Annotated in this window: 20 protein-coding genes and 1 tRNA gene; 11 read left to right on the top strand and 10 right to left on the bottom strand. The window is 35.0% G+C overall.

Features of this window, described 5'->3' with window-relative positions; translation table 11 throughout:
* The first annotated feature begins 201 nt into the window (after nucleotides 1-201).
* Nucleotides 202-1,143: a hypothetical protein gene (locus tag VB776_RS07250; RefSeq protein WP_323327509.1), complete on the top strand. Its 942-nt coding sequence runs from the start codon at nucleotides 202-204 to the stop codon at nucleotides 1,141-1,143.
* Between the two features lie 3 nt (nucleotides 1,144-1,146).
* On the opposite strand, the gene VB776_RS07245 is transcribed toward VB776_RS07250, so the two are convergent.
* Nucleotides 1,147-2,244 carry a DUF4172 domain-containing protein gene (locus VB776_RS07245; RefSeq protein ID WP_323327506.1) on the bottom strand — a complete coding sequence of 366 codons (1,098 nt, stop codon included), beginning with the start codon at nucleotides 2,242-2,244 and terminating at the stop codon, nucleotides 1,147-1,149.
* Nucleotides 2,245-2,819: 575 nt separating this feature from the next.
* Between VB776_RS07245 and VB776_RS07240 the strand changes: the two genes are divergently transcribed.
* Nucleotides 2,820-3,803 (top strand): pyruvate dehydrogenase complex E1 component subunit beta, encoded by a 984-nt coding sequence (locus VB776_RS07240; RefSeq protein WP_323255376.1) that lies wholly within the window; start codon nucleotides 2,820-2,822, stop codon nucleotides 3,801-3,803.
* Nucleotides 3,804-4,086: 283 nt separating this feature from the next.
* Nucleotides 4,087-4,695, top strand: coding sequence for a class I SAM-dependent methyltransferase (locus VB776_RS07235; RefSeq protein ID WP_323327504.1), 609 nt, complete (start codon nucleotides 4,087-4,089; stop codon nucleotides 4,693-4,695).
* A gap of 169 nt (nucleotides 4,696-4,864) precedes the next feature.
* Here the strand turns inward: VB776_RS07235 and VB776_RS07230 are convergent, their stop codons facing one another.
* Nucleotides 4,865-5,125, bottom strand: a complete 261-nt coding sequence (locus VB776_RS07230; protein WP_323327503.1) for a hypothetical protein — start codon at nucleotides 5,123-5,125, stop codon at nucleotides 4,865-4,867.
* Between the two features lie 247 nt (nucleotides 5,126-5,372).
* Nucleotides 5,373-6,452: a DNA polymerase IV gene (gene dinB, locus VB776_RS07225; protein WP_323327501.1), complete on the bottom strand. Its 1,080-nt coding sequence runs from the start codon at nucleotides 6,450-6,452 to the stop codon at nucleotides 5,373-5,375.
* 238 nt (nucleotides 6,453-6,690) lie between these two features.
* On the opposite strand from dinB, the gene arfB reads away from it, so the two are divergent.
* The 5 genes from arfB to VB776_RS07200 all read left to right on the top strand — a co-directional run bounded on the left by arfB (nucleotide 6,691) and on the right by VB776_RS07200 (nucleotide 11,774).
* Nucleotides 6,691-7,113: an alternative ribosome rescue aminoacyl-tRNA hydrolase ArfB gene (gene arfB, locus VB776_RS07220; RefSeq protein WP_323327499.1), complete on the top strand. Its 423-nt coding sequence runs from the start codon at nucleotides 6,691-6,693 to the stop codon at nucleotides 7,111-7,113.
* A 307-nt stretch (nucleotides 7,114-7,420) separates the two neighbouring features.
* Nucleotides 7,421-8,461: an agmatine deiminase family protein gene (locus VB776_RS07215; protein WP_323327497.1), complete on the top strand. Its 1,041-nt coding sequence runs from the start codon at nucleotides 7,421-7,423 to the stop codon at nucleotides 8,459-8,461.
* Nucleotides 8,462-8,691: 230 nt separating this feature from the next.
* Complete coding sequence (porV, locus tag VB776_RS07210) at nucleotides 8,692-9,792, top strand: type IX secretion system outer membrane channel protein PorV (RefSeq protein WP_323327495.1); 1,101 nt, start codon at nucleotides 8,692-8,694, stop codon at nucleotides 9,790-9,792.
* A gap of 554 nt (nucleotides 9,793-10,346) precedes the next feature.
* Nucleotides 10,347-10,952 (top strand): hypothetical protein, encoded by a 606-nt coding sequence (locus tag VB776_RS07205; RefSeq protein ID WP_323327492.1) that lies wholly within the window; start codon nucleotides 10,347-10,349, stop codon nucleotides 10,950-10,952.
* A 42-nt stretch (nucleotides 10,953-10,994) separates the two neighbouring features.
* Nucleotides 10,995-11,774 (top strand): sulfite exporter TauE/SafE family protein, encoded by a 780-nt coding sequence (locus tag VB776_RS07200; protein ID WP_323327489.1) that lies wholly within the window; start codon nucleotides 10,995-10,997, stop codon nucleotides 11,772-11,774.
* A gap of 42 nt (nucleotides 11,775-11,816) precedes the next feature.
* Here VB776_RS07200 and VB776_RS07195 read toward each other — a convergent pair whose 3' ends face one another.
* The 7 genes from VB776_RS07195 to VB776_RS07165 all read right to left on the bottom strand — a co-directional run bounded on the left by VB776_RS07195 (nucleotide 11,817) and on the right by VB776_RS07165 (nucleotide 19,791).
* Nucleotides 11,817-13,064, bottom strand: coding sequence for a hypothetical protein (locus VB776_RS07195; RefSeq protein WP_323327486.1), 1,248 nt, complete (start codon nucleotides 13,062-13,064; stop codon nucleotides 11,817-11,819).
* 350 nt (nucleotides 13,065-13,414) lie between these two features.
* Nucleotides 13,415-15,082, bottom strand: a complete 1,668-nt coding sequence (locus VB776_RS07190; RefSeq protein ID WP_323327484.1) for a hypothetical protein — start codon at nucleotides 15,080-15,082, stop codon at nucleotides 13,415-13,417.
* A gap of 62 nt (nucleotides 15,083-15,144) precedes the next feature.
* Complete coding sequence (locus tag VB776_RS07185) at nucleotides 15,145-15,387, bottom strand: ABC-three component system middle component 6 (RefSeq protein WP_323327480.1); 243 nt, start codon at nucleotides 15,385-15,387, stop codon at nucleotides 15,145-15,147.
* An 11-nt stretch (nucleotides 15,388-15,398) separates the two neighbouring features.
* Nucleotides 15,399-16,031, bottom strand: coding sequence for a hypothetical protein (locus tag VB776_RS07180; RefSeq protein WP_323327478.1), 633 nt, complete (start codon nucleotides 16,029-16,031; stop codon nucleotides 15,399-15,401).
* Nucleotides 16,032-16,629: 598 nt separating this feature from the next.
* Nucleotides 16,630-16,703, bottom strand: a tRNA-Arg gene (locus VB776_RS07175).
* A 308-nt stretch (nucleotides 16,704-17,011) separates the two neighbouring features.
* On the bottom strand, nucleotides 17,012-18,628 hold the full coding sequence (locus VB776_RS07170; RefSeq protein WP_323327476.1) for an ABC-F family ATP-binding cassette domain-containing protein: 1,617 nt from the start codon (nucleotides 18,626-18,628) through the stop codon (nucleotides 17,012-17,014).
* Nucleotides 18,629-18,882: 254 nt separating this feature from the next.
* Nucleotides 18,883-19,791 carry a LysR family transcriptional regulator gene (locus VB776_RS07165; RefSeq protein WP_323327474.1) on the bottom strand — a complete coding sequence of 303 codons (909 nt, stop codon included), beginning with the start codon at nucleotides 19,789-19,791 and terminating at the stop codon, nucleotides 18,883-18,885.
* 94 nt (nucleotides 19,792-19,885) lie between these two features.
* On the opposite strand from VB776_RS07165, the gene VB776_RS07160 reads away from it, so the two are divergent.
* From VB776_RS07160 to VB776_RS07150, 3 genes are all read left to right on the top strand, one after another.
* Entirely contained in the window at nucleotides 19,886-20,437 is a 552-nt protein-coding gene (locus tag VB776_RS07160) for a DUF3237 domain-containing protein (protein WP_323327472.1), read from the top strand.
* Between the two features lie 118 nt (nucleotides 20,438-20,555).
* Nucleotides 20,556-21,332: a crotonase/enoyl-CoA hydratase family protein gene (locus VB776_RS07155; protein WP_323327470.1), complete on the top strand. Its 777-nt coding sequence runs from the start codon at nucleotides 20,556-20,558 to the stop codon at nucleotides 21,330-21,332.
* A gap of 266 nt (nucleotides 21,333-21,598) precedes the next feature.
* Nucleotides 21,599-23,386 carry a feruloyl-CoA synthase gene (locus VB776_RS07150; protein ID WP_323327468.1) on the top strand — a complete coding sequence of 596 codons (1,788 nt, stop codon included), beginning with the start codon at nucleotides 21,599-21,601 and terminating at the stop codon, nucleotides 23,384-23,386.
* Nucleotides 23,387-23,417: the final 31 nt, after the last annotated feature.

The following is a 23,417-nucleotide window of genomic DNA, read 5'->3' as shown; positions in this document are numbered from 1 at the left end:
GCCAATAGCTTTTTTAGAAAAGGTTTGAACGTGATAAGGAGGGGATTAAAGAATCCTACCAAAACCTTTATGCAACTCTGGACTGAATGTATTAATATATTCACCAAATGGACAAATATTCAAGTGTCTCATAATCAAATATTTACAAAAACCTTCGGGTAGAGTACTGCGTTTTATCACACTCTTCAATATTTCTATGATATGAAAAATAATTTCAACATTTATTTAATTTTTATAGGCTTATTTGCTTTTGCTTGTTCTTTTGAAAAAAACGATAAAAATAATACTGCTCCAGATTCTTTAGCAGGATTGAGTATAGATTCAGTAAGTAAAAATCAAGAAGTATTAGAGCCTATGCGTTTTTTTGTATATGCTGATACGATTGATTGGAGTAAGTTTGACACGCAGGTGACAAACACCTATCGAAAACAAATCACAGAAAAACTAAAAGTTTACTTTGATTCTTCGGCTTATTATTACGGTAATGAACCTCACAGTGAAAAAAAGTTCAAAGACTGTTTTCATTTTATGGACTTGAATGCAGATGGAAAATTAGATGTCATTTATGGTGGATATAGCGGAGCAGAAGCAAGCTTAGTTAAGATTTTTCTACAAAAAGAAAATCAGTTTGTTCCAGTCTTTGAAGGCTATCAAGAGCTATCAACCTTGGTTTTTGATGCAAACAAAAAACTTACTTCTTTTATTCTTCTTGATTTTGGCTGTTGTGCCGACTACATAGAATACGAAACAAAGTATAATGTGCGTGATGATTTGAAGATAACACTCAATTATCAAAGAGCAAGAATAGTACGCACGCAAGCACCTAAAACAATATGGAACACGCCTATTAAATTCATTACCCTAAACGACGGTTATGCACTTCGGTCAGAGCCACTGAAAGACAACACTGCAACCTACCTTTACGATTACAGTGTCGAAGGAAATACGGTTACGAAATATCCCAAAAATGCCAAAGGTTTAGCTTGGGCAGAGTATAAAGATAAAACTAACAGAGTTTGGTGGTTTGTGGAAATGTATCCAGCAGATAACTTAAAAAAGAATCTCATTCATAGACGAGATTCATTGGTAGCTCCAAGAGCTTTGGGTTGGATGAGTAGTAGGTTTTTACAAAAACAACCTTGATTTTTACTCCAAACAAATATAATAACTCGTACTTCGTCCGCCGCCTGTTTGAATCAAGATGTTTTTTTGTACCAAATCTGCTAAATCTCGGGTCGCTGTTGCCTTTGAGGTTTTGGTGATGGATTGATATTTTCGGGCATTCATTCCTCCTTCAAAGGTTTCATCTTGAAGCATTTTATAAATTACTTTTTGTTGTTTGACATCTACAAGGTGTTTAATGTTGTCTAAAAATCTGGTTTTCTTTATCGTAAATTGTACGGTGTTAAAGAAATCTTTTTGTGCATCCAATACAACTTTACCAAAATAGATAAGCCAATTGTTTACATTATTGCCTAGTTGTACATTTTTTAATTGCTCGTAATAAATTGCCTTATCTGCTGAAATGGTTGTGGAAAGACTCAGCAAAACAGGACTTTGCAAGTGTTGTGACAAGGCTTTTTCTGCAATGATTCTTCCGACACGTCCATTTCCATCTTCAAAAGGATGAATACTTTCAAAATACAAATGAGCCAAACCAGCACGCACGATGGCGTTATTTATTGGCGTTGCTCCTTTGGGGTTTGTTTCGTTAAACCATTGAATAAAACGTTTCATTTCGCTGGGAACGTTCTTAGAAGGCGGTGCTTCAAAATGTACAATTTCTTTACCAATCGCACCCGAAACAATTTGCATGGGTTCTTCGTGGCTACGCCATACGCCTGCATTGACGCTGGTATTGCCCAACATAATGGCTTTGTGCCATTCAAATAGCATCGTTTCATCTAAAGGTTGTTCGAAATATTCTCTGGAAGTAACAATGGCACGGGCAATGCCTATCGACCGTTTATCTTTAACCGATTGGATATTGGTATTATAGCCCAAATTAATTTTGATAGAAGACATCACATCCTCTCGACTGATTAATTCACCCTCAATGGCAGAGGTTTTAATGGCTTCTTTGACCAATAAAGTAAGTATTGAAGCCTCCTTTTCATCTTGAGCCAATAACTGAACGACACCTCCGTTTTGTCCTGCAAGTGAATGAAATTGTTTATCAACTTCATCGAAAAGACGAGTGTCGTATTCAAATTGAGTCCAGTTATCAAATTGCCAATTATACATGATGAGCCGATTAAAACGTGTATTCGGCTCAAATATAGCGAAAATATGAGCCGAATAGTGAAATTAATCGGCTCATGGATGAAAAAGACTTTCCTGATTTAGAGATTTTGCATCCCGACTGAGGGATTTTGTTTCCTGACTAAGAGATTAAGCAACCCGACTGAGGGATTTTGCAACTCGTACGAGAGATTAAGTTTCCCAATTTAGGGATTTTGCAACTCGTCCGAGAGATTAAGCAACCCAATTTAGGGATTTTGCAACTCGTCCAAGAGATTAAGTTTCCCAATTTAGGGATTTTGCAACTCGTCCGAGAGATTAAGTTTCCCAATTTAGGGATTTTGCAACCCGTCAGAGAGATTAAGCTTCCCGACTTAGGGATTTTGTAGCCTGATTATTTCATGGGCATAAAGCTATTCAGAATACTTCAAATCCTCAAAAAAATCATTTCAATCAATTTAAGTGAGAATTTACTGATTTGGGCGTTGGCAGTCTGAGGTTTGTTATCTAATTTTACGCAGATTTTGAAGACAGAATCGTTTCGGCGATTCTCAACCTGAACACGATAAAAATAACCAATGAGAGAAATACAATTCAGAGAGGCGCTTCGTGAAGCATTAAACGAAGAAATGCGTAGAGACCAGTCAGTGTTTTTGATGGGCGAAGAAGTAGCCGAATACAATGGTGCTTACAAAGTATCACAAGGTATGTTGGATGAATTTGGTCCAGACCGTGTGATTGACACACCTATCGCAGAATTAGGTTTTGCGGGTATCGCTGTTGGTGCAGCCGCTAATGGTTTGCGTCCGGTAGTTGAGTTTATGACTTTTAACTTCTCGTTGGTAGCCATCGACCAAGTAATCAACTCGGCTGCCAAAATGATGTCTATGTCTGGCGGACAATACTCTTGTCCAATCGTTTTCCGTGGACCAACTGGAAACGCAGGTCAATTATCATCACAACACTCTTCTAACTTTGAAAACTGGTTTGCTAATACTCCTGGTTTGAAAGTTGTAGTTCCTTCAAATCCTGCTGATGCAAAAGGTTTATTAAAATCTTCAATCCGTGATAACGACCCAGTTATTTTCATGGAATCTGAATTGATGTATGGCGATAAAGGTCTTGTACCAGATGGTGAATATTTAACACCAATCGGTAAGGCTCATATCGTGAAAGAAGGTACTGACGTAACAATTGTTACTTTTGGTAAAATGCTTTCAAGAGTAGTAATGCCAGCAGTAGCAGAATTAACTAAATTAGGCATCAATGCTGAAGTAATTGATTTAAGAACAGTTAGACCAATTGATTACGAAACAATTATTGCTTCTGTAAAGAAAACAAACCGTTGTGTAGTAGTAGAGGAAGCTAACCCAATTGCTGCTTTATCTTCTGAAATCGCTTATAACGTACAACGTTGGGCTTTTGATTTCATGGATGCACCAGTTATTCGTGTGAACTCGTTAGACTTACCACTTCCGTACGCACCAACATTGTTAGAAGCTATTCTTCCAAGTGTTGCTCGTACTATCGAAGCAGTGAAATCTGTTACTTATAAGAAATAGTTTGTTCTTGATTCTCAAGAGTAAATCTCTTTTATATAAAAACGTCAGTTTATCTTAATATGATAGGCTGACGTTTTTTTGTTTTGTGGATTATATTTTACTTCTAGCCCAGCTTTGTCTAGTGTTTTTTAATAGGTCTGTGTCTGAACAGCTAAATTGCGCTGATATTCATCTTGTTGGTGAACTGATGCCAAGAAGTGCTGTAAATACCAACCCCAAGTTTTTTAATGCTTTATGCTATCTTGCATTAGTAATGCTTGGTCAATCATTAAAAAGATGCTCTATGGAAAAAAGGGAAACAAAAAATGTTTACGAGGTTTATAACAAGATAGCTACTTGGTTTTCAGAAAATAGGGATGAGGTATTAATGGAGAAAAAATACCTAGACGATTTAATAGCTCAATTACCTGCTGAAGGTACTGTTTTAGATGTTGGCTGTGGTACTGGAAAACCAATATTAGCCTACTTAGTTAATCAAAACGTACAGGTTACTGGCGTAGATGCCAGTAGTAAGATACTTGATATTGCCAAAGACAACTTCCCAACAACAACGTTTATTTTACAAGATATGCGTTATTTGGACATAAACAGACAATTCGATGCCATCATTGCATGGCATAGCTTTTTCCATCTTCCGGTCGCCGACCAACCATTGATGTTTACGCTTTTTGAAAAACACCTAAACCCTAATGGTATTTTACTGTTTACTTCTGGTATCGAAAACGGTGAAGCTTGGGGAATGTGTGGTGGAGAAAACCTATTTCATGCCTCTTTAGATACCGACGAATACCATAGCTTGTTAGAAAAACATCATTTTAAGGTATTGAAACATGTGATTAAAGACTCAGACTGTGGCTATGCTACCGTATGGATGGCTAAATATTCACGATAAATAATAGGGTCTTATCATGGTTAAGTATGATGGAATTTAGAAGATATTTCATTGATGTATCTCTTTATTCAGGGTTATAATTATCAAAAAAGTTGCCCATGCCTAACACGAGCAACTTTGAGGAAAGAGTTGTAATATTTTACGAAGAGTAATATACGTGACTGAATTGCTAATCAATATCACGTGGCCTGCTTTTTCGGGCAGAGTATATTTTTTTTATGAGGTATTCGGTATTTACTTCGTCCTCCCAACTACCGAACGAACTAAAGTAAGCCTTTTCTGCTTCATCTTGATGGTTTTCAGTTGGTTTAGGTCTCTTTTCAGAAGTAACTGTAATCGTTAGTTGCTCTTCGTTTTTAAAGAGGTCTTTAATAGTTTTCAATAAACTATCATTAATTTCTGTAGGTTTGATGTTGTAAGTTGCGTGCATAATTTTAATACTTTTACCGTTATTTTATGACTATTTTAGATTTATATTAAGTAAGGATTTACGCTAATTTTATAAATGAGGATATTGGATAAAAGTATTTAAATAAGCTATACTATTTTATCACAAATATATAGATTTTGTGAAATTTTCAAACAAAAATTGAAAATTTCTTAGATTAAAATGCGTGTTAAATGTGGAATGGGTGTGTTTGGAAGAGGTTTTGCTGATGTAAATGCAATTCACTTCCCTAAAACTCTAAACTCAATTGTTTTCCGACCATATCGTCGCCCAATTCTAAGTTTGAAAGTGAAATTCCCAGAAGGCGAACGCCCTTCGGAATTGGGTATAATTGTTCCAACAAATCATAAGAAATTTTCTCAAAAAAAGTACTGTCAACAATAGGAGAGAGTGTCGTTCTACTTCTGGTAATGATTTGAAAGTCTTTGAATTTTACTTTTAAATGAACCGTTCTACCATATACTTGTGTACGTTCACAGTACTTCCAAACGTCTTCGATAATAGGTTTCAAGCCTGCTTCCAGTTCTACGTTGGTTTCTAAATCTCGCCAAAAGGTATTTTCAGAACCCACAGATTTACGGATTCTTTCGGTATTCACAGGTCTGTAATCAATCGCTCTGGCAATGTTATAATAATATTTCCCTGCTTTACCGAAATGTTTGGTCAAGAAATTTTCATCATATTGGCGTAAATCCAAACCCGTGAAAATATTCATTTTGTTCATTTTCTCGGCGGTTACTTTTCCGATTCCATGAAAACGATATACTTCTAAATCTTCCACAAACTTTTCGCCTTGATTGGGCTTTATCACAAAAAGTCCGTCAGGTTTTTTATAATCTGATGCCAGTTTTGCCAAGAATTTATTGTAAGAAACTCCAGCAGAGGCTGTCAGTTGTGTTCTTTCCTTGATTTTCTCTTTGATTTCTTTGGCAATTGCCGTGGCAGAAGCCATACCTTTTAGGTTTTCGGTGACATCCAGATAGGCTTCGTCTAAAGAAAGGGGTTCAATCAGATGAGTATATTCTGCAAAAATTTCTCTGATTTGTTTTGAAGCTGTTTTATAGCTTTCGAAGCGAGGTTTTACGAAAATTAAATTCGGACATTTACGTGCCGCCACCATAGAAGACATCGCCGAACGTACTCCAAACTTACGAGCTTCATAACTGGCTGCGGCAACAACTCCACGTTCACGAGAACCACCCACAGCCACAGGTTTTCCACGCAAAGCAGGGTTATCTCTCTGCTCCACCGAAGCAAAAAAGGCATCCATATCAATATGAATTATTTTTCGTATGTTTGTTTCGGGCATATTTAGCTATGAGCTTCTAGCCTTGAGCTGTCAGCTTTCGGTCGTCGGCTATCAGGTTTCTGCAATCAGATGTTGGAAATCAATTTTTTTAAAATGATGTTTACTTATCGCATGAATGGAAGTAAATATCAATGAAATTAAAAAATAAATAAAATTTACAAAATCCTGCTTCTTTTGTCCTTTAGTCTTATAGTCTATAAATCACTAATTCACAACTCACTCATTCACAATTAAAGCAATGAATCTATCCGAACTATTAAAACAAGATTTCAGTCCAGAATTCCAATTCCAAGCCTCAAGAAGTGGCGGTGCTGGCGGACAGAATGTTAATAAAGTTTCCACTAAAGTAGAACTCCGTTTCAATATAAGTAATTCCGTTTTATTAGACGAAATTCAGAAAAATACACTACAAGAAAAACTAAAAAATCAGATTAATTCAGAAGGTGAACTAATCCTTGTTTCACAAGAAGAGCGGACACAATTACGCAACAAATCCGTTGTGATAAAGAAATTCTATGATTTGCTCAGGAAAGCACTTTTTGTTCCTAAAAAACGAAAAGCCAGCGAGCCAACATTTGCGTCTAAGATGGAGAGACTAAAAAGTAAAAAAATCGCTTCGATTAAAAAGGTAAATAGGAGGGGGATTACTTTTGATGAGTGACTTTAGGATTTTGGACTTTAAGACGAAAGACACAAGATAAAAGATTAAGGAATAACCAATAAAAGGTTGAAATTAGTTTAAACTAAAGTTGTAGCGGCAAACCCTTGCGGTTGCCGTTTCAGTTGCGGCAACCGCAAGGGTTTGCCGCTACAACAAATTTTTAGCTCAATAAATATTTTGAGTCCCAACTGAATCCTTCGTACAGCTCGAAGAAAAAATCCGAAATCTGATCGTCGAAAGCTTACAGCCTATTGCTTATAGAGCTTTAAAGATTAATCCTTATTTTTGCACCTTAAACCAATTAAAAATGCTTACTCCAAAATCTCAAGGATATTTTTTTCCTGCCGAATGGCATCCACATGTAGCAACTTGGCTTACTTTCCCACATAACGACCACTCTTGGCAAGATGATAAATTAGCCAAAATGTATCCACAATACTTCAATTTCATCAAAGCGATTTCTCAAGGAGAAAAGGTTTGTTTGAATGTAAATGATGAAAAATTACAGTCATTTATTTTGAACGAATTGCCCAAGTATGGTATTGACGAAAAACAAATTGAAATATTAATCAACCCAACAAATGATGCTTGGTGTAGAGACCACGGCCCAGCATTTTTGATTAATCCCGAAACCAAACAACGTATGATTGTGAATTGGGGTTACAACGCTTGGGGTGGAAAATATCCTCCGTTTGATGATGATAATAATTTGCCTACTAAAATTGCTGAATATCGTGGTTTGAATACAGTTACTCCCGGCATTATTATGGAAGGTGGTTCGGTAGAATTTAACGGAGCTGGGAGTGTGTTGACTAGTCGCTCGTGTTTATTGAATCCGAATAGAAACCCACATTTGAATCAAGCTCAAATAGAACAATACTTGTACGATTATTACGGACAGGAGCAAGTACTTTGGGTAAATGATGGTATTGTGGGTGATGATACAGATGGTCATGTGGACGATACTGTTCGTTTTGTAAATGCTGATACCGTAGTGGCAGCAGTAGAGTATGATAAAAATGATGATAACTACGAAGTTTTGAATGATAATCTACAGCTACTCAAACAAATGCGTTTAGTAAATGGCAAGCAATTGAATGTAGTAGAGTTGCCAATGCCTTCGGCAGTAGTGATTGATGAATTTAGAACACCGGGTTCTTATGCTAATTTCTTGATTACCAACGCTTCGGTGATTGTTCCGACCTATCAATGCAAGAATGATGACATCGCTTTAGATATTCTTTCTGGACTTTTCAAAGACCGTCCAGTAATAGGTTTGGATGCCTCAGATATTATTTGGGGACAAGGAAGTTTCCACTGTTTATCTCAACAAGAACCTGCGGTTTAGATAATGATGGTAGGTACGAATACCATTCGTCCTTACCATTATTATACTTGTCGTGCTATTGTTTATTCTTTATAAGGTTGTGTGTTATACGACCTTACAGTTTAAAAAATAAAACAAATAAGTCTATCACTAATTAATTAACACTACAAAACTTACTAACTGACCGTTGACGAAATTGTGTTTCTCTGAAGAATCATTATCTTGATAAGGGAGGAGTGAGAAATTTAACCATGAAAAAAACATTATTACTTTTTACGCTTATTGCTGGTTTCACACAATCAATAAAAGCACAAACGCAAAGTACAAGATCCTCTGTACCAGATGCTGTACACCAATTTATGCTGATCAACATAGACCCAATGTCTGTTTCAATGGGCTATGGAGGGATGGCTCTTTTTACCGACGAAACAGCAATCTATCTCAACCCTGCCATGTTGGTACATTCGCCCAATAGAAATGGTTTTTTTTTAACAGGGTCGAAGTGGCTACCTAAACTTGTAAGTGATATGTATATCTTGCGAGGGGGCGGATATTGGCAGTTGAGTGAAAAAAGTGTATTGTCGAGTAATATTACTCTTTTCCAAAATGGCACTTTTAGCTATGTGACTAATACAGGAGTTTCGACAGATTTTTCATCTAAAAGTTGGGGATGGGGAGTGAATTATACTAGACATTTATCAAACAAAGTATCAATGGCGGTGGGTGTGAAGTATATGCATGAAAATGGAACCAATTTGTTACCATCTATTAATGTTGAGATACCTTCCAAGAATAATATTGCTTTTGACCTCAGTTTAGCACATGTTGATACAGATGCCTTTAAAAAGTTCTCATTCAATTACGGTGTTAATATTGCCAATATTGGCGGGAAAGTTAATCTTTATAATAAACAGGAGGCTTTTTTGCCGACTAACCTAAAATTAGGCATAGCACCAAGTTATAAGTTGGATGTTAAAAATAAAATCGGCTTTACAGTAGATGCCAATAAACTGTTGGTTCCTACACCTACTGGAAATCATTACAACGATTCGGCCTTATCTGGAATGGTCGCTTCGTTTTCAGATGCCCCTGGCGGACTCAGCGAAGAGCTAAAAGAAATCACTTGGTCATTGGGTTTGCAGTACACTTACAATGATTTTTTATTTTTGAGGATGGGTAAATTTTTAGAATCCAAAGAAAAAGGCAACCGCAGCTTTACAACTTTTGGTGCTGGCGTTGTAATTAAGAAATTAGTAAACCTAGACCTTGCTTTTTCAAAGAATAATAACGACAGCTCAATTGGTGACCAACTATTCCTTTCAGTAGGTTTTAACTTTTCAAGGAAGAAGTAATTTGTATTCTAAGTTAGTCCCATATCTAAGATTCTTCCACGTTAGTCCACATAAGTGTACAAGAGTTCACTTAGAGTGGTCTTGTATAGCACTTTGAGTGCATTAGAGTTCACTTAGAGTGGTCTTGTATAGCACTTTGAGTGTATTAGAGTTCACTTAGAGTGGTCTTATATAGCATTTTGAGTGCATTAAAGTTCACTCGAAGCGGTCTTGTATAGCACTTTGAGTGCATTAGAGTTCACTTAGAGTGGTCTTGTATAGCACTCCGAGTGCATTAGAGTTCACTCTGAGGGGTCTTATAGAGCATTAGTAGTTTTTTAGAAAAATTGATAGGAAATTTTAAGGTGAGGTAGAATGGGAGGAATAGAATGGAGGATTCTTGTTTGCTAAGCTAAATGCTATTTTTGATATTTAACTTGTGTAGATAAGGAATTTATTTTTAAATTTATGTATTGTCTAATCTACTTAAAAGAGTAAAAGGCCTACTTAAAATCACATTAATTGTTTTACCAATCTTCAAGATACTTTAATACATATTTAAACATTTTACAAATATGAAAATTACCTACACAAATTTCGAAATTACCGTTGAGAATCTATTCGGAGATAACCTTGTTTCGTTTGAAATTACAGCTCATCAAGAGGGAAAATCAGGACGTTTTTGTGTATTCTTTAATAGGCTTGTCCCTTTTTTGAAAAAAGAGTACCCTGCTCAAGGAAAATACATCCAACAAATTAGGAAATCTTTAGGTGGATATGGCCCTAAAGAGGATGAGGTTCTTGCTATTTTAGAGGAAGAAGAATTTGACTTCCAGCAATATGTTGTTTCATATATAGAAAAGAATCAAAATGTAGAAGTTGAAATAGCAAGACAAACCAACCTAAGAAATACTCCTGAGACAGAAGAAGAAAAAGCTAATTTTAAGGCGTTCTTTAGTAAATTTGAAGGGTTAATTCCTAAAAACGCTATTAATAAGAGCAAGTTTTTAGATACTTTGGAGCAAATAATACTCGCACATTTGATTGATAATTATCCTGAATTGACCAATGCTGAACCAGAAGATATTGAAAAGCTAAATACAATACTTGGAGAATATATTCCTAAATTAGGATATGATTTAATAGACCATATTGAAGACATTCGTAACAGAGATACTTAACACTGATTTGTCTGGCAACAATATGAAACAACCCAAAAATAAATGCCCATACACGATATTACCCTTCAAACTTTATTATTACTTTCTTGTTTTGCTTTTTTAGCGGGTTTTATTGATGCCATCGTTGGTGGTGGAGGTTTGATACAATTGCCTGCTTTGTTGATTTTTCTTCCACAATATGCTATTCCTACTATCATTGGTACGCATAAATTAGCCTCTGTGTCTGGGACTTTGGTGGCTGCTTCGCAGTATATTAGACAAGTAAAGGTAGATTGGAAAGTGATAGTTCCTTCTATTTTGGCTACAGGTTTATTTGCTTTGATGGGAGCAAGGTTGGTTACTTCTTTAGACAAAAATGTATTAAAACCCATTATTCTAATATTATTAGTCTTGGTGTTAATTTATACCTTTTTGAAGAAAGATTTAGGGACTAATCATAAACCAAAATACGTGGGTAAAAAGTTTTTAATTGGCGGATTGTTGACTGGTGCTATTTTGGGTTTTTACGATGGATTTTTTGGGCCAGGAATGGGTAGTTTTTTAATCTTTGCCTTTGTGTCAATTTTTGGTTTAGATTTTCTTCATGCCTCAGCTTATGCCAAAATACTGAATTGTGCTTCTAATATTCCAGCTATCATTTTCTTTATGTCTTCAGGCGATGTACTTTTTGAAGTAGCCATTCCTTTAGGTATCGCTAATATTATAGGTTCAGTAATAGGTACGAAATTAGCTTTATTAAAAGGTAGCTCTTTTGTAAGAATCTTTTTCTTAATTGTTGTTACAGGCGTAATTGCAAGGTTTGCTTATGATATTTGGAAATAAATAGCCTTGTTATTGTAATTAACAAGGCTATAACTTTTATGATTATTTGCATTGATAAACATAATCAATGTTTCTTCTTTTTACGCTAGTTCCTGTAAAGGTCTCTTCGCTAGATAAAATATAGCCTTTGCTATCAAAATTATATACCATTGCCGATTGATAGCTTATTGCACCAGATTTGTCATAATAAATCATTTTTGTGCGATGATTTTTATTATTTACCCCAAAGCTAAGGTTACCATAATTAAATGGATAGACGACTTTCGTTTTGATTGTATTGAATGTCCAAGTTGTAAATTCATTGATTAAATATCTACTTGTTTTTTCATCGGTATAAAAGAGTTTAATATAATTTCCATTGAGGTATTCAGCTTCATAAATGATAAAACGACTCTCAAATTTCTCTCCATTAGTAGCATCATAGAAAAAAGTAGTGGTTTTTGTGTTATTTCCATTAGTGTCATAAGTCTCGTTATCAACCTCACTAGGGAAATTATCTTGTCCAGAATAGTAATATTCTCGTTTATTTACTCGTCCATTTTTATCACAATATACTTTAGAATAATTCTGGCTATTTCTAAGAATAGTTACATAAGGCTTTGTGTCAGAGCCAAGATTAGCCTTATTTTCCAAATAAGTATATTTTACATTGAAAACAGTGCTGTCTGATAATCGTAAGGTTTTAGTGTTTAATTCTGCAAGCGTATTTTCATCGCTATAAGTATGAGTATATTCGTTTACGGTAGATTCATTGATGTTGGTGAAGGTTTTAAGTAAACAATCGGGAGTACCATTAGTACTCAGAATATCCTCCAAAGATTTGTATTGTAAGGTTCGGGAGTATTTTGTGATTTTATCAGTTGTAAGCAATTTATTAAACTCATCAATGATTGTTTTCAAACCATTTTCATCTTCACTAATTTCTAATATTCCATCTTTTAAGGTAACACTCAGTTGCATGTATTTTTCTGTATTTTTGCTAATTATGAGGGACTTTCCTGATACTACATACGTGAAATTTACGCCATCCATTGTGCCTGTGCCACCTTCTCTAAAAACCCAAGTGCTTATTCTTCCAATACTTTGGGTAGCTCCATTTGCACTGATTGATAAGTCATCGGTTAAATCTATTGTTGTACCACCTACAATTGCAGTGCCAGTAGCACTTTGGAATTTCCATGTTCCAGCGATATTCTGAGTAGGAGTAATTTCCTCAACAAGCTTTGTAGTACATGAAATGGATATAAGTAAAACAATACATAAAGCGATGTGTACAGATTTAGTAAGCATATAGATATTGATTTTAATTTTGGAATCTTTTTTGGGGAAGTAAGGACTTCTAAGCCTAAATAGATTGGAATACTATATGTGTATTATCTACATAGAAAAAATCCAGATTTAGATTTGTGAATAACTTACTGAGAATCTCCACGAAGGCAGAATTGGTTACTATTATCGTTGGATTTATTTTGAGATAGAAGGGAATAGATGTTTTGTAGAGACTTGAAGAAAATAAAAAAGCCTTTTTGCTATTCGCAAAAAGGCTTTTGGGAGTGGTCTTATAGGGAAACCAAAAAATATATGCAATTTCTTCTTTTAGGGTAAATTAAATAGAAATAAGAGCCTTTTGTTGTAATAGACTATACTGTGCTTTCAATATCAAAGAATTTACTCTCTTGACTTAGATCTAATATTTTGTGCTTATCAATAAATTCATCCCCAAGCTTAGATATTACCTCTCTTAGGACTGGGATAATCAATTGACCATTTATACCTTCACAAATCTGGAAAATTGTCTTAAGTTGATTAATATGGATTAATTCAACTTTATCTTGTATGCTGAATCTAGGATATCCTAATTCAAGCTCATTGTAGTAACCAATAAACGATAAATCAAAAGCGATTATTCTTGCTTTTTGGAAACCATCACTTGGACTTTCACCTCTGAAATCTATTCCAAATTTATTAGTTTGGTCATCATAATAAACAAAGGTATTAGTATCATAAAGACGTTTAGTATAGTCGGAAAAGTACTTATTAAAATATTTCTGAATGTTAGAATTTAATTTTTCAAGATATTCTGAACACGAATTTTGAAGTGCTTCAAGTTCTAACTTTAGTTCACTTTCTTTTGCCATCAAGCTCTCAACAACCTCAATTTTTCCCTTTGTGTCACCCAACTCATTGAAGAGCTTATTTAGTTTTTCTCTAATAATCAGAAGGTCATTAAAGCCTCCTTTCTCATCTATTAGTTTTAATATTTTGTTTTGTTCTTTGAGGAATTCATTGAGTTCTTTTTGTAAGTTACCTCTGTCAAATTTTATACGACTGATATGGTTTTCCACAAACTGAATTTTACTTTTAACCATACTGTTGTGAAAATCAAGCACTTCTTCAAATGTTTTTTGAATATTGGGTATTATTACTGATGCCTCTTCGTAAAGCATTTTAACAGCATTAGGGTCAATTTTAGATTCGCTATTTTTTAAATCAGCCAATGTATTCTCTGAGAGCATCAATTTAGTATTGAGGGCTCCGATTTTTGAAGAAAGATTTGTGGTTATATCTTTTAATTCTTTGTATTTAACATGAAGCTCATCGTAAGATTTAGGTAAATTGAAATTTTTAACTTCGAGTTCTGCTTCTTCTATATCTTTCTCAATTTGGATAGTAGAAGCTTTTAAAGAAGCAACTTTAAACTGTTTTTTAAACACGCTTAATTTATCAGATACACTTTTAAGTTCGATTTTTAGATTCACCCTTTTGCTTAAAAGCTCGATATCGGGAAACCCGAAAAGGTGAAGGAAAATTGCCTCAATGTTATACGATAAACCACTCACTATGACATCAAATTCATCACTCTGTGACTTTGTATCAATTCTGATGAATTTCTTAATCATATTTCTAAAAGATGACACCTTATCCTTTGGTTTTATCCCAAAAAATAACTCATTTAGTCCCTCTTTAAATGAGTCAAGTTTTGAATATTGTTTACCATCTATAAATAAATCAAGTCCAGGAATTAATGATCGACGAATAGTTATAGATTCTCCATCAACGGTTCCAACTATAAGTTCAAAGATTACTTCCTGTTCCATCAAGAAAGAATGTACCAATTTACCTTGGTTAAGATCACGTTTTCTACCTCCAGTATAGATATCTTTACCGTCTGAACCTAAGCAAAAGTCTATACAACGTAGGAATGTAGTTTTCCCTACATTATTTCCAGTTTTTGGATTACCTTTTTCATCCAAATTTCCTTCATAAATGCTCAAGGGAGTATTATCAACAATTAGACTAAGTCCCATTTGTTTAAATTCTATTTCCCTTATAACTCTTGAGCGTCTGTTTGAGTAGGCAGTGAATTTTATTAAAAACATCTTTTTATCATGGCTTGTGGTGTGAGTTCTACTAACCCTAAAATGAATAACCAATCCAGTGCATACAGAAAATAGTTATAAGTTATTTTCACATGAGGATTGTTTTTGATAAATTTTTTGTAAAGTATGTCTGGGTCTATCGTTTTTGCCTTCTCCTTTTTCAATATACCTACCACTGAAGCCCCAATTACATACATACTCCTTTCTGGTGGGGTATCCGTAGGAATAATCATAACAGTTAATATTATAGTTTATTTATGTTTTCCAGTACTTTACAATCTACAATTGCGTCGATAACTACAAGAGTAACAGAATTTAAAGCTGATTCATACGAAATATCCAAAGCGGTACAATTTACTTTCTTCAACAATAAATCAATCATTTGAGTTATTATTATATCTGAATTTTTCCGGATTTCCTCTAATTGAAGTACCTCATCATCTGCAAAGTTCGAACAAATTTTTCCTTTTATCTTAAGATATTCGAAATTTATATAGCTTTGAAGTGAAGATTTATTTCCTGGTCTATCGGTCTCCAATGCACTATATGCCTCTTTAATCCAAAAATTACCCTCTGCAAATTTCGATTCGATTACAAATCGATATTCATTTACATCATTATGAATAATCTTGTCAGCAATAAAAGCTGGAAGTGGTCTTGATACATACTTTGTCGAAGTATTATCCTTCATATTATTGTAAAGTGACAAAACCACAAGTTGTAAATCAGTAGGATTGGTAGTATATCCAAGTAGTTTTTCTATATCTTCTCTTGAACCTGAAAAATCGCTCGGAATAATAACATTGATAGAGTTTTGAGTATTATTTCTTCCAAATAGAGAAAATTGACTAGCAATTTGGTTTGTTTTTTTTGCCATGAGTTAGAAGTGTAGATGGTTATTTTGACGATTGTTTATTCTTCTTTCCTCCCCACATCTTTTGAAAAATTGTTTTACTGCTATCACTAAAGCTTGAGGAGTTTACTCTAACATTAATCGAAATAGTATTTGTAGCTATAGCTAATAGGGCAATAATGAAGGCTAATATCGTGCAGATATCAGCAGTCAAGGAAATGATTGATGGGGCGTCCATAGAATAGTTAATTTATAAAATGCAAAATCTATTAATTCAAATTAAATACTTATTTATACTTTTATCATCAAATCAAAGTTACTTTAATATTACTCTAACATTCAATTGTCTGATGTGAAATCAAATATAGTGATTTAGGTGTAGCTTCACAATACGTATAAATACGTGTTTTTAATAAAATTGAAATTGATTAAAAAGATGAGAGTAAAGAATCTCTTTGAGATACTCCAATATTAGTTTATTGGGATTGATTTTCTTAAACTTCGAGTTAAGCCCTATGGAGAAACATTTTACTCAAGCTTTTTTGTGTTTTCAGGTAGAATGTATTGAAATGAGAATGTACAAAAAAAGCCTTTTTGCGAATAGCAAAAAGGCTTTTGGAAGTGGTCTCGTAGGGATTCGAACCCCAAACCTCCTGATCCGTAGTCAGGTGCTCTATCCAATTGAGCTACGAAACCGTATTGTTTTATCTTTTTCCCGTTGTTTGGGACTGCAAAGGTAGTAGGTTATTTTTCTAATCCAAAACAAAAAAGTAGAAAAAATAAAACTTTTTTGTAAACTTCTGATTTTGAATAATTTAAAAATAAAAAAAATATTTACTGATTTAGTACGAGTTTACAAGCGAATAAAAAATACCTCACGAACCGAAGTGAGTGAGGTATTTTACATCTTACAAAAGTAATTTTGTTGTGGTCTCGTAGGGATTCGAACCCCAAATCTACTGATTTGTAATTGCCGAAATCCGATAACCGAAATCCGACATCAATTAATAAATCTTCTCCTTCTGCTCTTTTACTTTAGCATCAGTGATATAATCATCAAAGTTCATCAACTTGTCTAAATAGCCTTTGGGTCCAAGTTCAAGGATACGGTTGGCTACTGTTTGTGTAAGTTGGTGGTCATGACAAGTAAATAAAATAGTTCCTGTAAAATCAACCATCCCGTTGTTCAAAGCAGTAATCGACTCTAAGTCTAAGTGGTTGGTTGGTTCATCAAAAATGGCAACATTAGCACCCGAAAGCATCATTCTTGAGAACATACAACGTTGCTTTTCTCCTCCAGAAATTACGGTACATTTTTTCAAAGCTTCGTCGCCAGAGAATAACATTCTTCCTAAGAATCCACGAATAAATGATTCATCTTTTTCTGTAGAATATTGACGTAACCAATCTACTAAATTCAAAGAGCTATCTTCAAAATACTTCGCATTGTCGTTAGGTAAATAAGATTGGGTTGTGGTTACTCCCCATTTATATGTTCCTTCGTCAGCAGTACGTTCGCCCATTAAAACATCAAATAAAGCACTTATAGCTAAAGAATCACGAGAAAGTACTGCTAATTTATCCCCTTTTGTTAAAGTAAATGATACGTCTTTGAATAAGTAACCGCCTTCAGGGTTTTTCACTGATAAACCTTCAACTGATAATAATTGGTCGCCAGCTTCACGTTCTGGCTTGAAGTTGATAAACGGATAGCGTCTTGACGATGGCTTAATATCTTCAACTTGTAATTTATCCAACATTTTCTGACGAGAAGTAGCTTGTTTTGACTTCGCTACGTTGGCAGAGAAACGACGGATAAATTCTTCTAATTCTTTACGTTTTTCGTCAGTTTTCTTGTTTTGGTCAGCACGTTGACGAGCAGCTAATTGAGATGATTCGTACCAGAAAGTATAAGTACCTCCGTATAATTGAATTTTCCCAAAATCTAAATCTGCAATATGTGTACAAACGTTGTCAAGGAAGTGACGGTCGTGAGAAACAACAATTACTGTATTTTTGAAATTTGTCAAGAAGTTTTCTAACCAAAGGATAGACTCAATGTCTAAGTTGTTGGTAGGTTCATCTAATAACAAAATATCTGGCGAACCAAACAAAGCTTGCGCCAAAAGCACTTTTACTTTTTCAGAACCAGAAACGTCTTTTAATAAAGTATAATGCAAATCTTCTTTAATGCCCAAACCACTTAGAAGCTGTCCTGCTTCCGATTCTGCTTCCCAACCATTCATTTCAGCAAATTCTGCTTCAAGGTCAGCCGCACGGTTTCCATCTTCTTCTGTAAAATCTTCTTTCAAATAAATGGCATCTTTTTCAACCATAATATCATAAAGACGCTTATTTCCCATGATAACGGCTTGTAAAACAGGTACATCTTCATACTCAAAATGGTTCTGTTTTAACATTGACATACGTTCTCCAGGATTCATCGTTACTGAACCCGTTTGAGATTCGATTTCTCCAGATAGAATCTTTAAAAAAGTAGATTTCCCAGCACCATTGGCTCCGATGAGACCATAGCAGTTGCCTTCTACAAATTTGATATTTACTTCTTCAAAAAGTACTCGTTTACCAAAACGAAGTGATACATTTGATACGTTTAGCATTATTGTAATTATTATTGCTGGATATAGACATGAACAATCGGAAATTATTCTGCCATCTTGTTGTTGTTGATTGACAAGCTTTTAATGAATTTTCTTTATTAAAATTGAAGAATCAACTGTTTTGTATAAAAAACACATACAAAATTACGACAATGCACTGAATTGACACGATAAAAAGCTGAGATTAAGAAATTATTCTTTGTGGTTTTAGGATTGTGAATTAAAGAAATAAGAGTAGAGTTTAATTTCAGAATTTATAAATCCTTCACCAAAGCACTTAAATCCTGAAATATTGTAGAAACTTTACTTGCTTTGTAGCACATCGCTTGGGCTATGGCTACTTCTAAAAATGGCGAGCCATCGGCATTGACCAAAGCTTTACAAACTACGCCTTGTACTCTGGAAGCATCATAAAAAGAAGGCACAAAAGCGATGCCTACGCCCAAACTTACCAAACCACCTAATAACTCAATCGACGATACTTCTTGTACAATAAACGACTCTCGACTAAAACCAGCTTTTCGACACATTTGCTCAATATCTTCAAAAACCGTGTGCAAAGATTTATTGATTTCAATCCATTTTTCATTTTTCAACTGTGCCAAACGAAGGTTTTCGGCTTGTGCCAATGGATGATTTTCTGAAAGCATTACTTTTAAATAGCCTGTTTTAAAAGGCGTTTCTATTAAATTGTTGTGCTTCAAAGGCAAAAGTGTAATGCCCAAATCTATACTTTCATTGTTCAAAGCATCTTGCACCGCCAAAAAAGTGGGAAGTTCTACCAATTTTACTTCTATTTCGGGAAAATTGATGGCAAAAACTTTCATAATTTCTACCACACGAGTACGAATCATCATTCTGTAAATGCCCAAAGTAATTTCTTTTTGTTGTTTGCCTACTCTTCGAGCGGTTTCTATAGCCTTGTTGCTAATGTCCAAAATATGTTTTGCTTCGTTCAGAAAAGCATTGCCTGCTTCTGTCAGAGCTACTCTTCTAAACTGCGTTCGCTGTACTTTTATGAATAATTCTACGCCAATTTCGTCTTCTAATAATTGTATTTGTTGGCTCAAAGCAGGCTGCGAAACGTGCAATTTTTCGGCTGCTCTACCAAAATGTAACTCTTCTGCTACGGCTACAAAGTACTTTAATTGTCGTAATTCCATTTCCAATAAGTTTTTCTTATGACAATATTAAAAATAAATATTGGACTAAACGAAGTATATTTTAGATTTTTGATTGATAATTCCCTAAAAAACTATGAATACCCATTTCAACAAGATGTACAAAGCTGTCTTTTTACTGCTTCTAATAACTTTTTTGAATCTTAATGCTTTTGCTCAAGGCAATCAGCCCGAAGCACCAGGTTTAGCTTTTGTTTGCGAACTAAAAGTATTGCTGAAACCAGCCATTGTAGTTGGCGAAACGCCTCATGGTTTACGCAGAATTATCCCGATAACTGGCGGAACTTTTGAAGGACCGATGATAAAAGGTAAAATTTTAGACGGCGGTGCCGACTGGCAAATTGTAAGAAAAGATGGCGTTGCCGAATTGGAAGCACATTACCAAATCCAAACGGAAGATGGCGTAACGATTTATATCAAAAACACAGGCTTACGAGTAGCCACCCCTGAAATTGCTGCAAAAATTGCCAAAGGCGAAAGTGTTTCTCCAAACGATTATTATTTCAGAGCAGTACCAAAATTCGGTGCTCCTGCTGGCAAATACGAATGGATGAACAACGCCATTTTTATCTGTAAAGGCATCCGAAATCCTGATAGTGTAAGTATTCAGGTTTGGAAAGTTCTTTAATTGTGATTGAGTGAATGAGTGAGTTAGTGATTGTTTATTTTTAGAAACTCAAACAAACAATCACTAATTCATTAAATAAATCACTAAATCACAACTCACTAAATCACCAAATAAACGCATGAATATCCCTGAATCGCTGATTGTTGAGCAGCAAGATGAAATACTTTTAGTAAAAATCAATCGCCCGAAAAAGCGAAATGCCATTAATGACGAACTTATTTTGGGTTTAGAAACTGTTTTTTCTACCATTCCCAAAGGTGTAAAATGTGCAGTACTTTATGGCGAAGGACAACATTTTAGTGCTGGTTTAGACCTTTCAGAATTGCGTGAAAGAGACATCGTAGAAGGTTTACAGCATTCAAGAATGTGGCATCGTGCTTTAGAAAAAATTCAATTTGGTACTGTGCCAGTGGTAGCGGTAATTCATGGTGCTTGCGTGGGCGGAGGTTTGGAAATTGCTTCTGCTTGTCATATTCGAGTGGCTGAACAAAGTACTTTTTATGCTTTACCCGAAGGGCAAAGAGGTATTTTTGTCGGTGGTGGTGCGTCGGTGCGTTTACCAAAATTGATTGGCGTAGCTCGCATGGCGGATATGATGTTTACGGGAAGAGTAATTTCTGCCGAAGAAGGAATTTTGATGGGTTTTTCACAATACTTGGTTTCTGAAAACAAAGGTTTAGAAAAAGGAATTGAGTTGGCAAAAAAGATTTCATTGAATGCCGAAATGACCAATTATGCTTTGATGCACGTGTTGCCAAGAATTGTTGATTCGGGTGCGTCGGAAGGTTTGATGATGGAATCTTTGATTTCGACAATTGCCGCTTCATCGCCAGAAGCCAAAAAGCGTTTGGGCGATTTTCTGGAAGGAAGAGCGAAAAAGGTAGGGGAAAGTTAGATATGAGATTTGAATTATGAATTATTAGATGGGCATTGGGTAAATTATTAATGATGAAATATTTTTTAGGTATTGCTTATAAATAGAGATTTGTCATTGACTAAAATACTTTACCCTCAAAAAGTAATCAATCATGGTAAAGTCAAAACTATGAAAATCGCAAAAAACGATACTCATTTTCCATTCACAGCTCATAATTATTAATTTAAAATTCATATCTAACAACCATCTCATAATTATTAATTCAAAATTCATATCTAAAAAAAATGTTTAAAAACATAAATTTTGGACCAACAGCGACAAAAAAGACGATTCGAGAGGATGGTTCTATTTTGCTGAATTTGGAACAAACATTAGAGGAATTTCCAGAAAAAATTACTCAGAAATTAGTGCATTGGGCTGAAACCAAACCTAATGAAGTTTTTATCGCAAGAAGAAACGCACAAAATGAGTGGGTAAAACTAACATATTCGGCTACGCTGAACCAAGTAAAATCTATTGCTCAATACTTGTTGAATCTCAATTTTTCAGTGGATGAAACCATTGTAATTTTATCTGAAAACAGTATTGAACACGCTTTGTTGGCTTTGGCTGCCATGCACATTGGTATTCCTTACACGCCAATTTCTCCGGCATACTCTTTGGTTTCTAATGATTTAGGCAAATTGCAACATTGCTTAGAACTGATGAATCCGAGATTGGTTTTTGCACAAAATGGAAAAACTTTTGAAAGAGCTTTAACATTATCAAAAAACTTATTTCCCAATACTCAGCTCATTTCGGTAGAAGCAAGTATTGAAATTGATTTTTCGGAATTACTAAGTACTTCTGCAAGCGAGGAAGTAGATTTTGCTTTTGAGCAAGTACATAAAGATTCAGTTGCCAAAATATTATTTACTTCTGGTTCAACGGGTTTGCCCAAAGGCGTAATTAACACGCAACAAATGCTTTGTGCGAATTTGCAGCAAATCACACAAGCTTTTCCTTTTTTCAAAGAAGAAGCTCCAGTTTTTATCGACTGGCTACCGTGGAATCATACTTTTGGAAGTAACCATAATTTTGGTTTAATTCTTTATAATGGCGGAACACTTTATATCGACGATGGCAAACCAACGCCCAAAGGCATAGAAATTACGGTACAAAATCTACGAGAAATTTCACCAACGGCATACTTCAACGTTCCGAAAGGTTTTGAAATGTTGATTCCTTATTTTGAAAAAGAACCAGCTTTAAGAAGTACTTTCTTTCAAAAATTAAATATTTGTTTTTATGCAGGAGCAAGTTTAGCTCAACCTGTTTGGAACAAAATGGAAGAATTATCTATCGAAACACTTGGCGAAAAAATACCCATTATTACGGGTTTAGGCTGTACAGAATCGGGGCCATCTGCCCTATTTGCCAATTGGGGCGGTAGTTATTCTGGTTTACTGGGCGTTCCTGTGGCTGGTTTAGCAGTAAAATTGGTAGCAGACGGCGACAAAATGGAAATTCGCTACAAAGCACCAAACGTAACAAAAGGCTATTGGAGAAATCTGGAAGCTACCCAAAAAGCATTTGACGAAGAAGGATTTTATAAAACTGGCGACGCTGTAAAATTTGTAGATGAAAATTGCCCTGAAAAAGGTTTGATTTTCGATGGCAGAATTGCTGAAGATTTTAAACTTTCAACGGGTACTTGGGTAAATGTGGGTGTTTTGAAGGCAAAAATTGTTTCCACTGGCTCGCCTGTGGTGCAAGATGTGGTGATTGCTGGTTTGGACAAAGAGTACATTGGTGCTATTTTATTTCTAAATGCAGATGCCTGTAGAAAATTAATTGGCGAAGAGTTGCCGAACGAAGAGGTTTTTCAACATGAAAAGATACAAGTATTTGTAGATGATTTATTGCAAAAACTCAACGAAACAGCCACAGGAAGTTCCACTCGAATCGAAAAAGCTGTGGTAGCGATTGAAGCACCTTCAATAGAAGTAGGTGAAATTACCGACAAAGGTTCGCTGAACCAAAGAGCGGTTTTGAAACATCGGGCTGCAATTGTTGAGAGGTTGTTTGAATGAATAAAAATTGTTCAACAGTATAGTTTTCTAA

Origin of the sequence: Arcicella gelida (assembly GCF_034931025.1) — a bacterium.
Lineage (GTDB): Bacteria > Bacteroidota > Bacteroidia > Cytophagales > Spirosomataceae > Arcicella > Arcicella gelida.
This window is presented reverse-complemented; position numbering and strand designations above follow the sequence as displayed.

Bases quoted from the DNA above. Each gene is read 5' to 3' on its own strand.
- dinB (WP_323327501.1), bottom strand. From the start codon at position 6,452: ATGCCCGAAACAAACATACGAAAAATAATTCATATTGATATGGATGCC.
- porV (WP_323327495.1), top strand. From the start codon at position 8,692: ATGAAAAAAACATTATTACTTTTTACGCTTATTGCTGGTTTCACACAA.
- VB776_RS07235 (WP_323327504.1), top strand. From the start codon at position 4,087: ATGGAAAAAAGGGAAACAAAAAATGTTTACGAGGTTTATAACAAGATA.
- VB776_RS07245 (WP_323327506.1), bottom strand. From the start codon at position 2,244: ATGTATAATTGGCAATTTGATAACTGGACTCAATTTGAATACGACACT.
- VB776_RS07230 (WP_323327503.1), bottom strand. From the start codon at position 5,125: ATGCACGCAACTTACAACATCAAACCTACAGAAATTAATGATAGTTTA.
- VB776_RS07195 (WP_323327486.1), bottom strand. From the start codon at position 13,064: ATGCTTACTAAATCTGTACACATCGCTTTATGTATTGTTTTACTTATA.
- VB776_RS07165 (WP_323327474.1), bottom strand. From the start codon at position 19,791: ATGGAATTACGACAATTAAAGTACTTTGTAGCCGTAGCAGAAGAGTTA.
- VB776_RS07205 (WP_323327492.1), top strand. From the start codon at position 10,347: ATGAAAATTACCTACACAAATTTCGAAATTACCGTTGAGAATCTATTC.
- VB776_RS07170 (WP_323327476.1), bottom strand. From the start codon at position 18,628: ATGCTAAACGTATCAAATGTATCACTTCGTTTTGGTAAACGAGTACTT.
- VB776_RS07215 (WP_323327497.1), top strand. From the start codon at position 7,421: ATGCTTACTCCAAAATCTCAAGGATATTTTTTTCCTGCCGAATGGCAT.
- VB776_RS07180 (WP_323327478.1), bottom strand. From the start codon at position 16,031: ATGGCAAAAAAAACAAACCAAATTGCTAGTCAATTTTCTCTATTTGGA.
- VB776_RS07150 (WP_323327468.1), top strand. From the start codon at position 21,599: ATGTTTAAAAACATAAATTTTGGACCAACAGCGACAAAAAAGACGATT.
- VB776_RS07155 (WP_323327470.1), top strand. From the start codon at position 20,556: ATGAATATCCCTGAATCGCTGATTGTTGAGCAGCAAGATGAAATACTT.
- arfB (WP_323327499.1), top strand. From the start codon at position 6,691: ATGAATCTATCCGAACTATTAAAACAAGATTTCAGTCCAGAATTCCAA.
- VB776_RS07200 (WP_323327489.1), top strand. From the start codon at position 10,995: ATGCCCATACACGATATTACCCTTCAAACTTTATTATTACTTTCTTGT.
- VB776_RS07240 (WP_323255376.1), top strand. From the start codon at position 2,820: ATGAGAGAAATACAATTCAGAGAGGCGCTTCGTGAAGCATTAAACGAA.
- VB776_RS07185 (WP_323327480.1), bottom strand. From the start codon at position 15,387: ATGATTATTCCTACGGATACCCCACCAGAAAGGAGTATGTATGTAATT.
- VB776_RS07160 (WP_323327472.1), top strand. From the start codon at position 19,886: ATGAATACCCATTTCAACAAGATGTACAAAGCTGTCTTTTTACTGCTT.
- VB776_RS07250 (WP_323327509.1), top strand. From the start codon at position 202: ATGAAAAATAATTTCAACATTTATTTAATTTTTATAGGCTTATTTGCT.
- VB776_RS07190 (WP_323327484.1), bottom strand. From the start codon at position 15,082: ATGGGACTTAGTCTAATTGTTGATAATACTCCCTTGAGCATTTATGAA.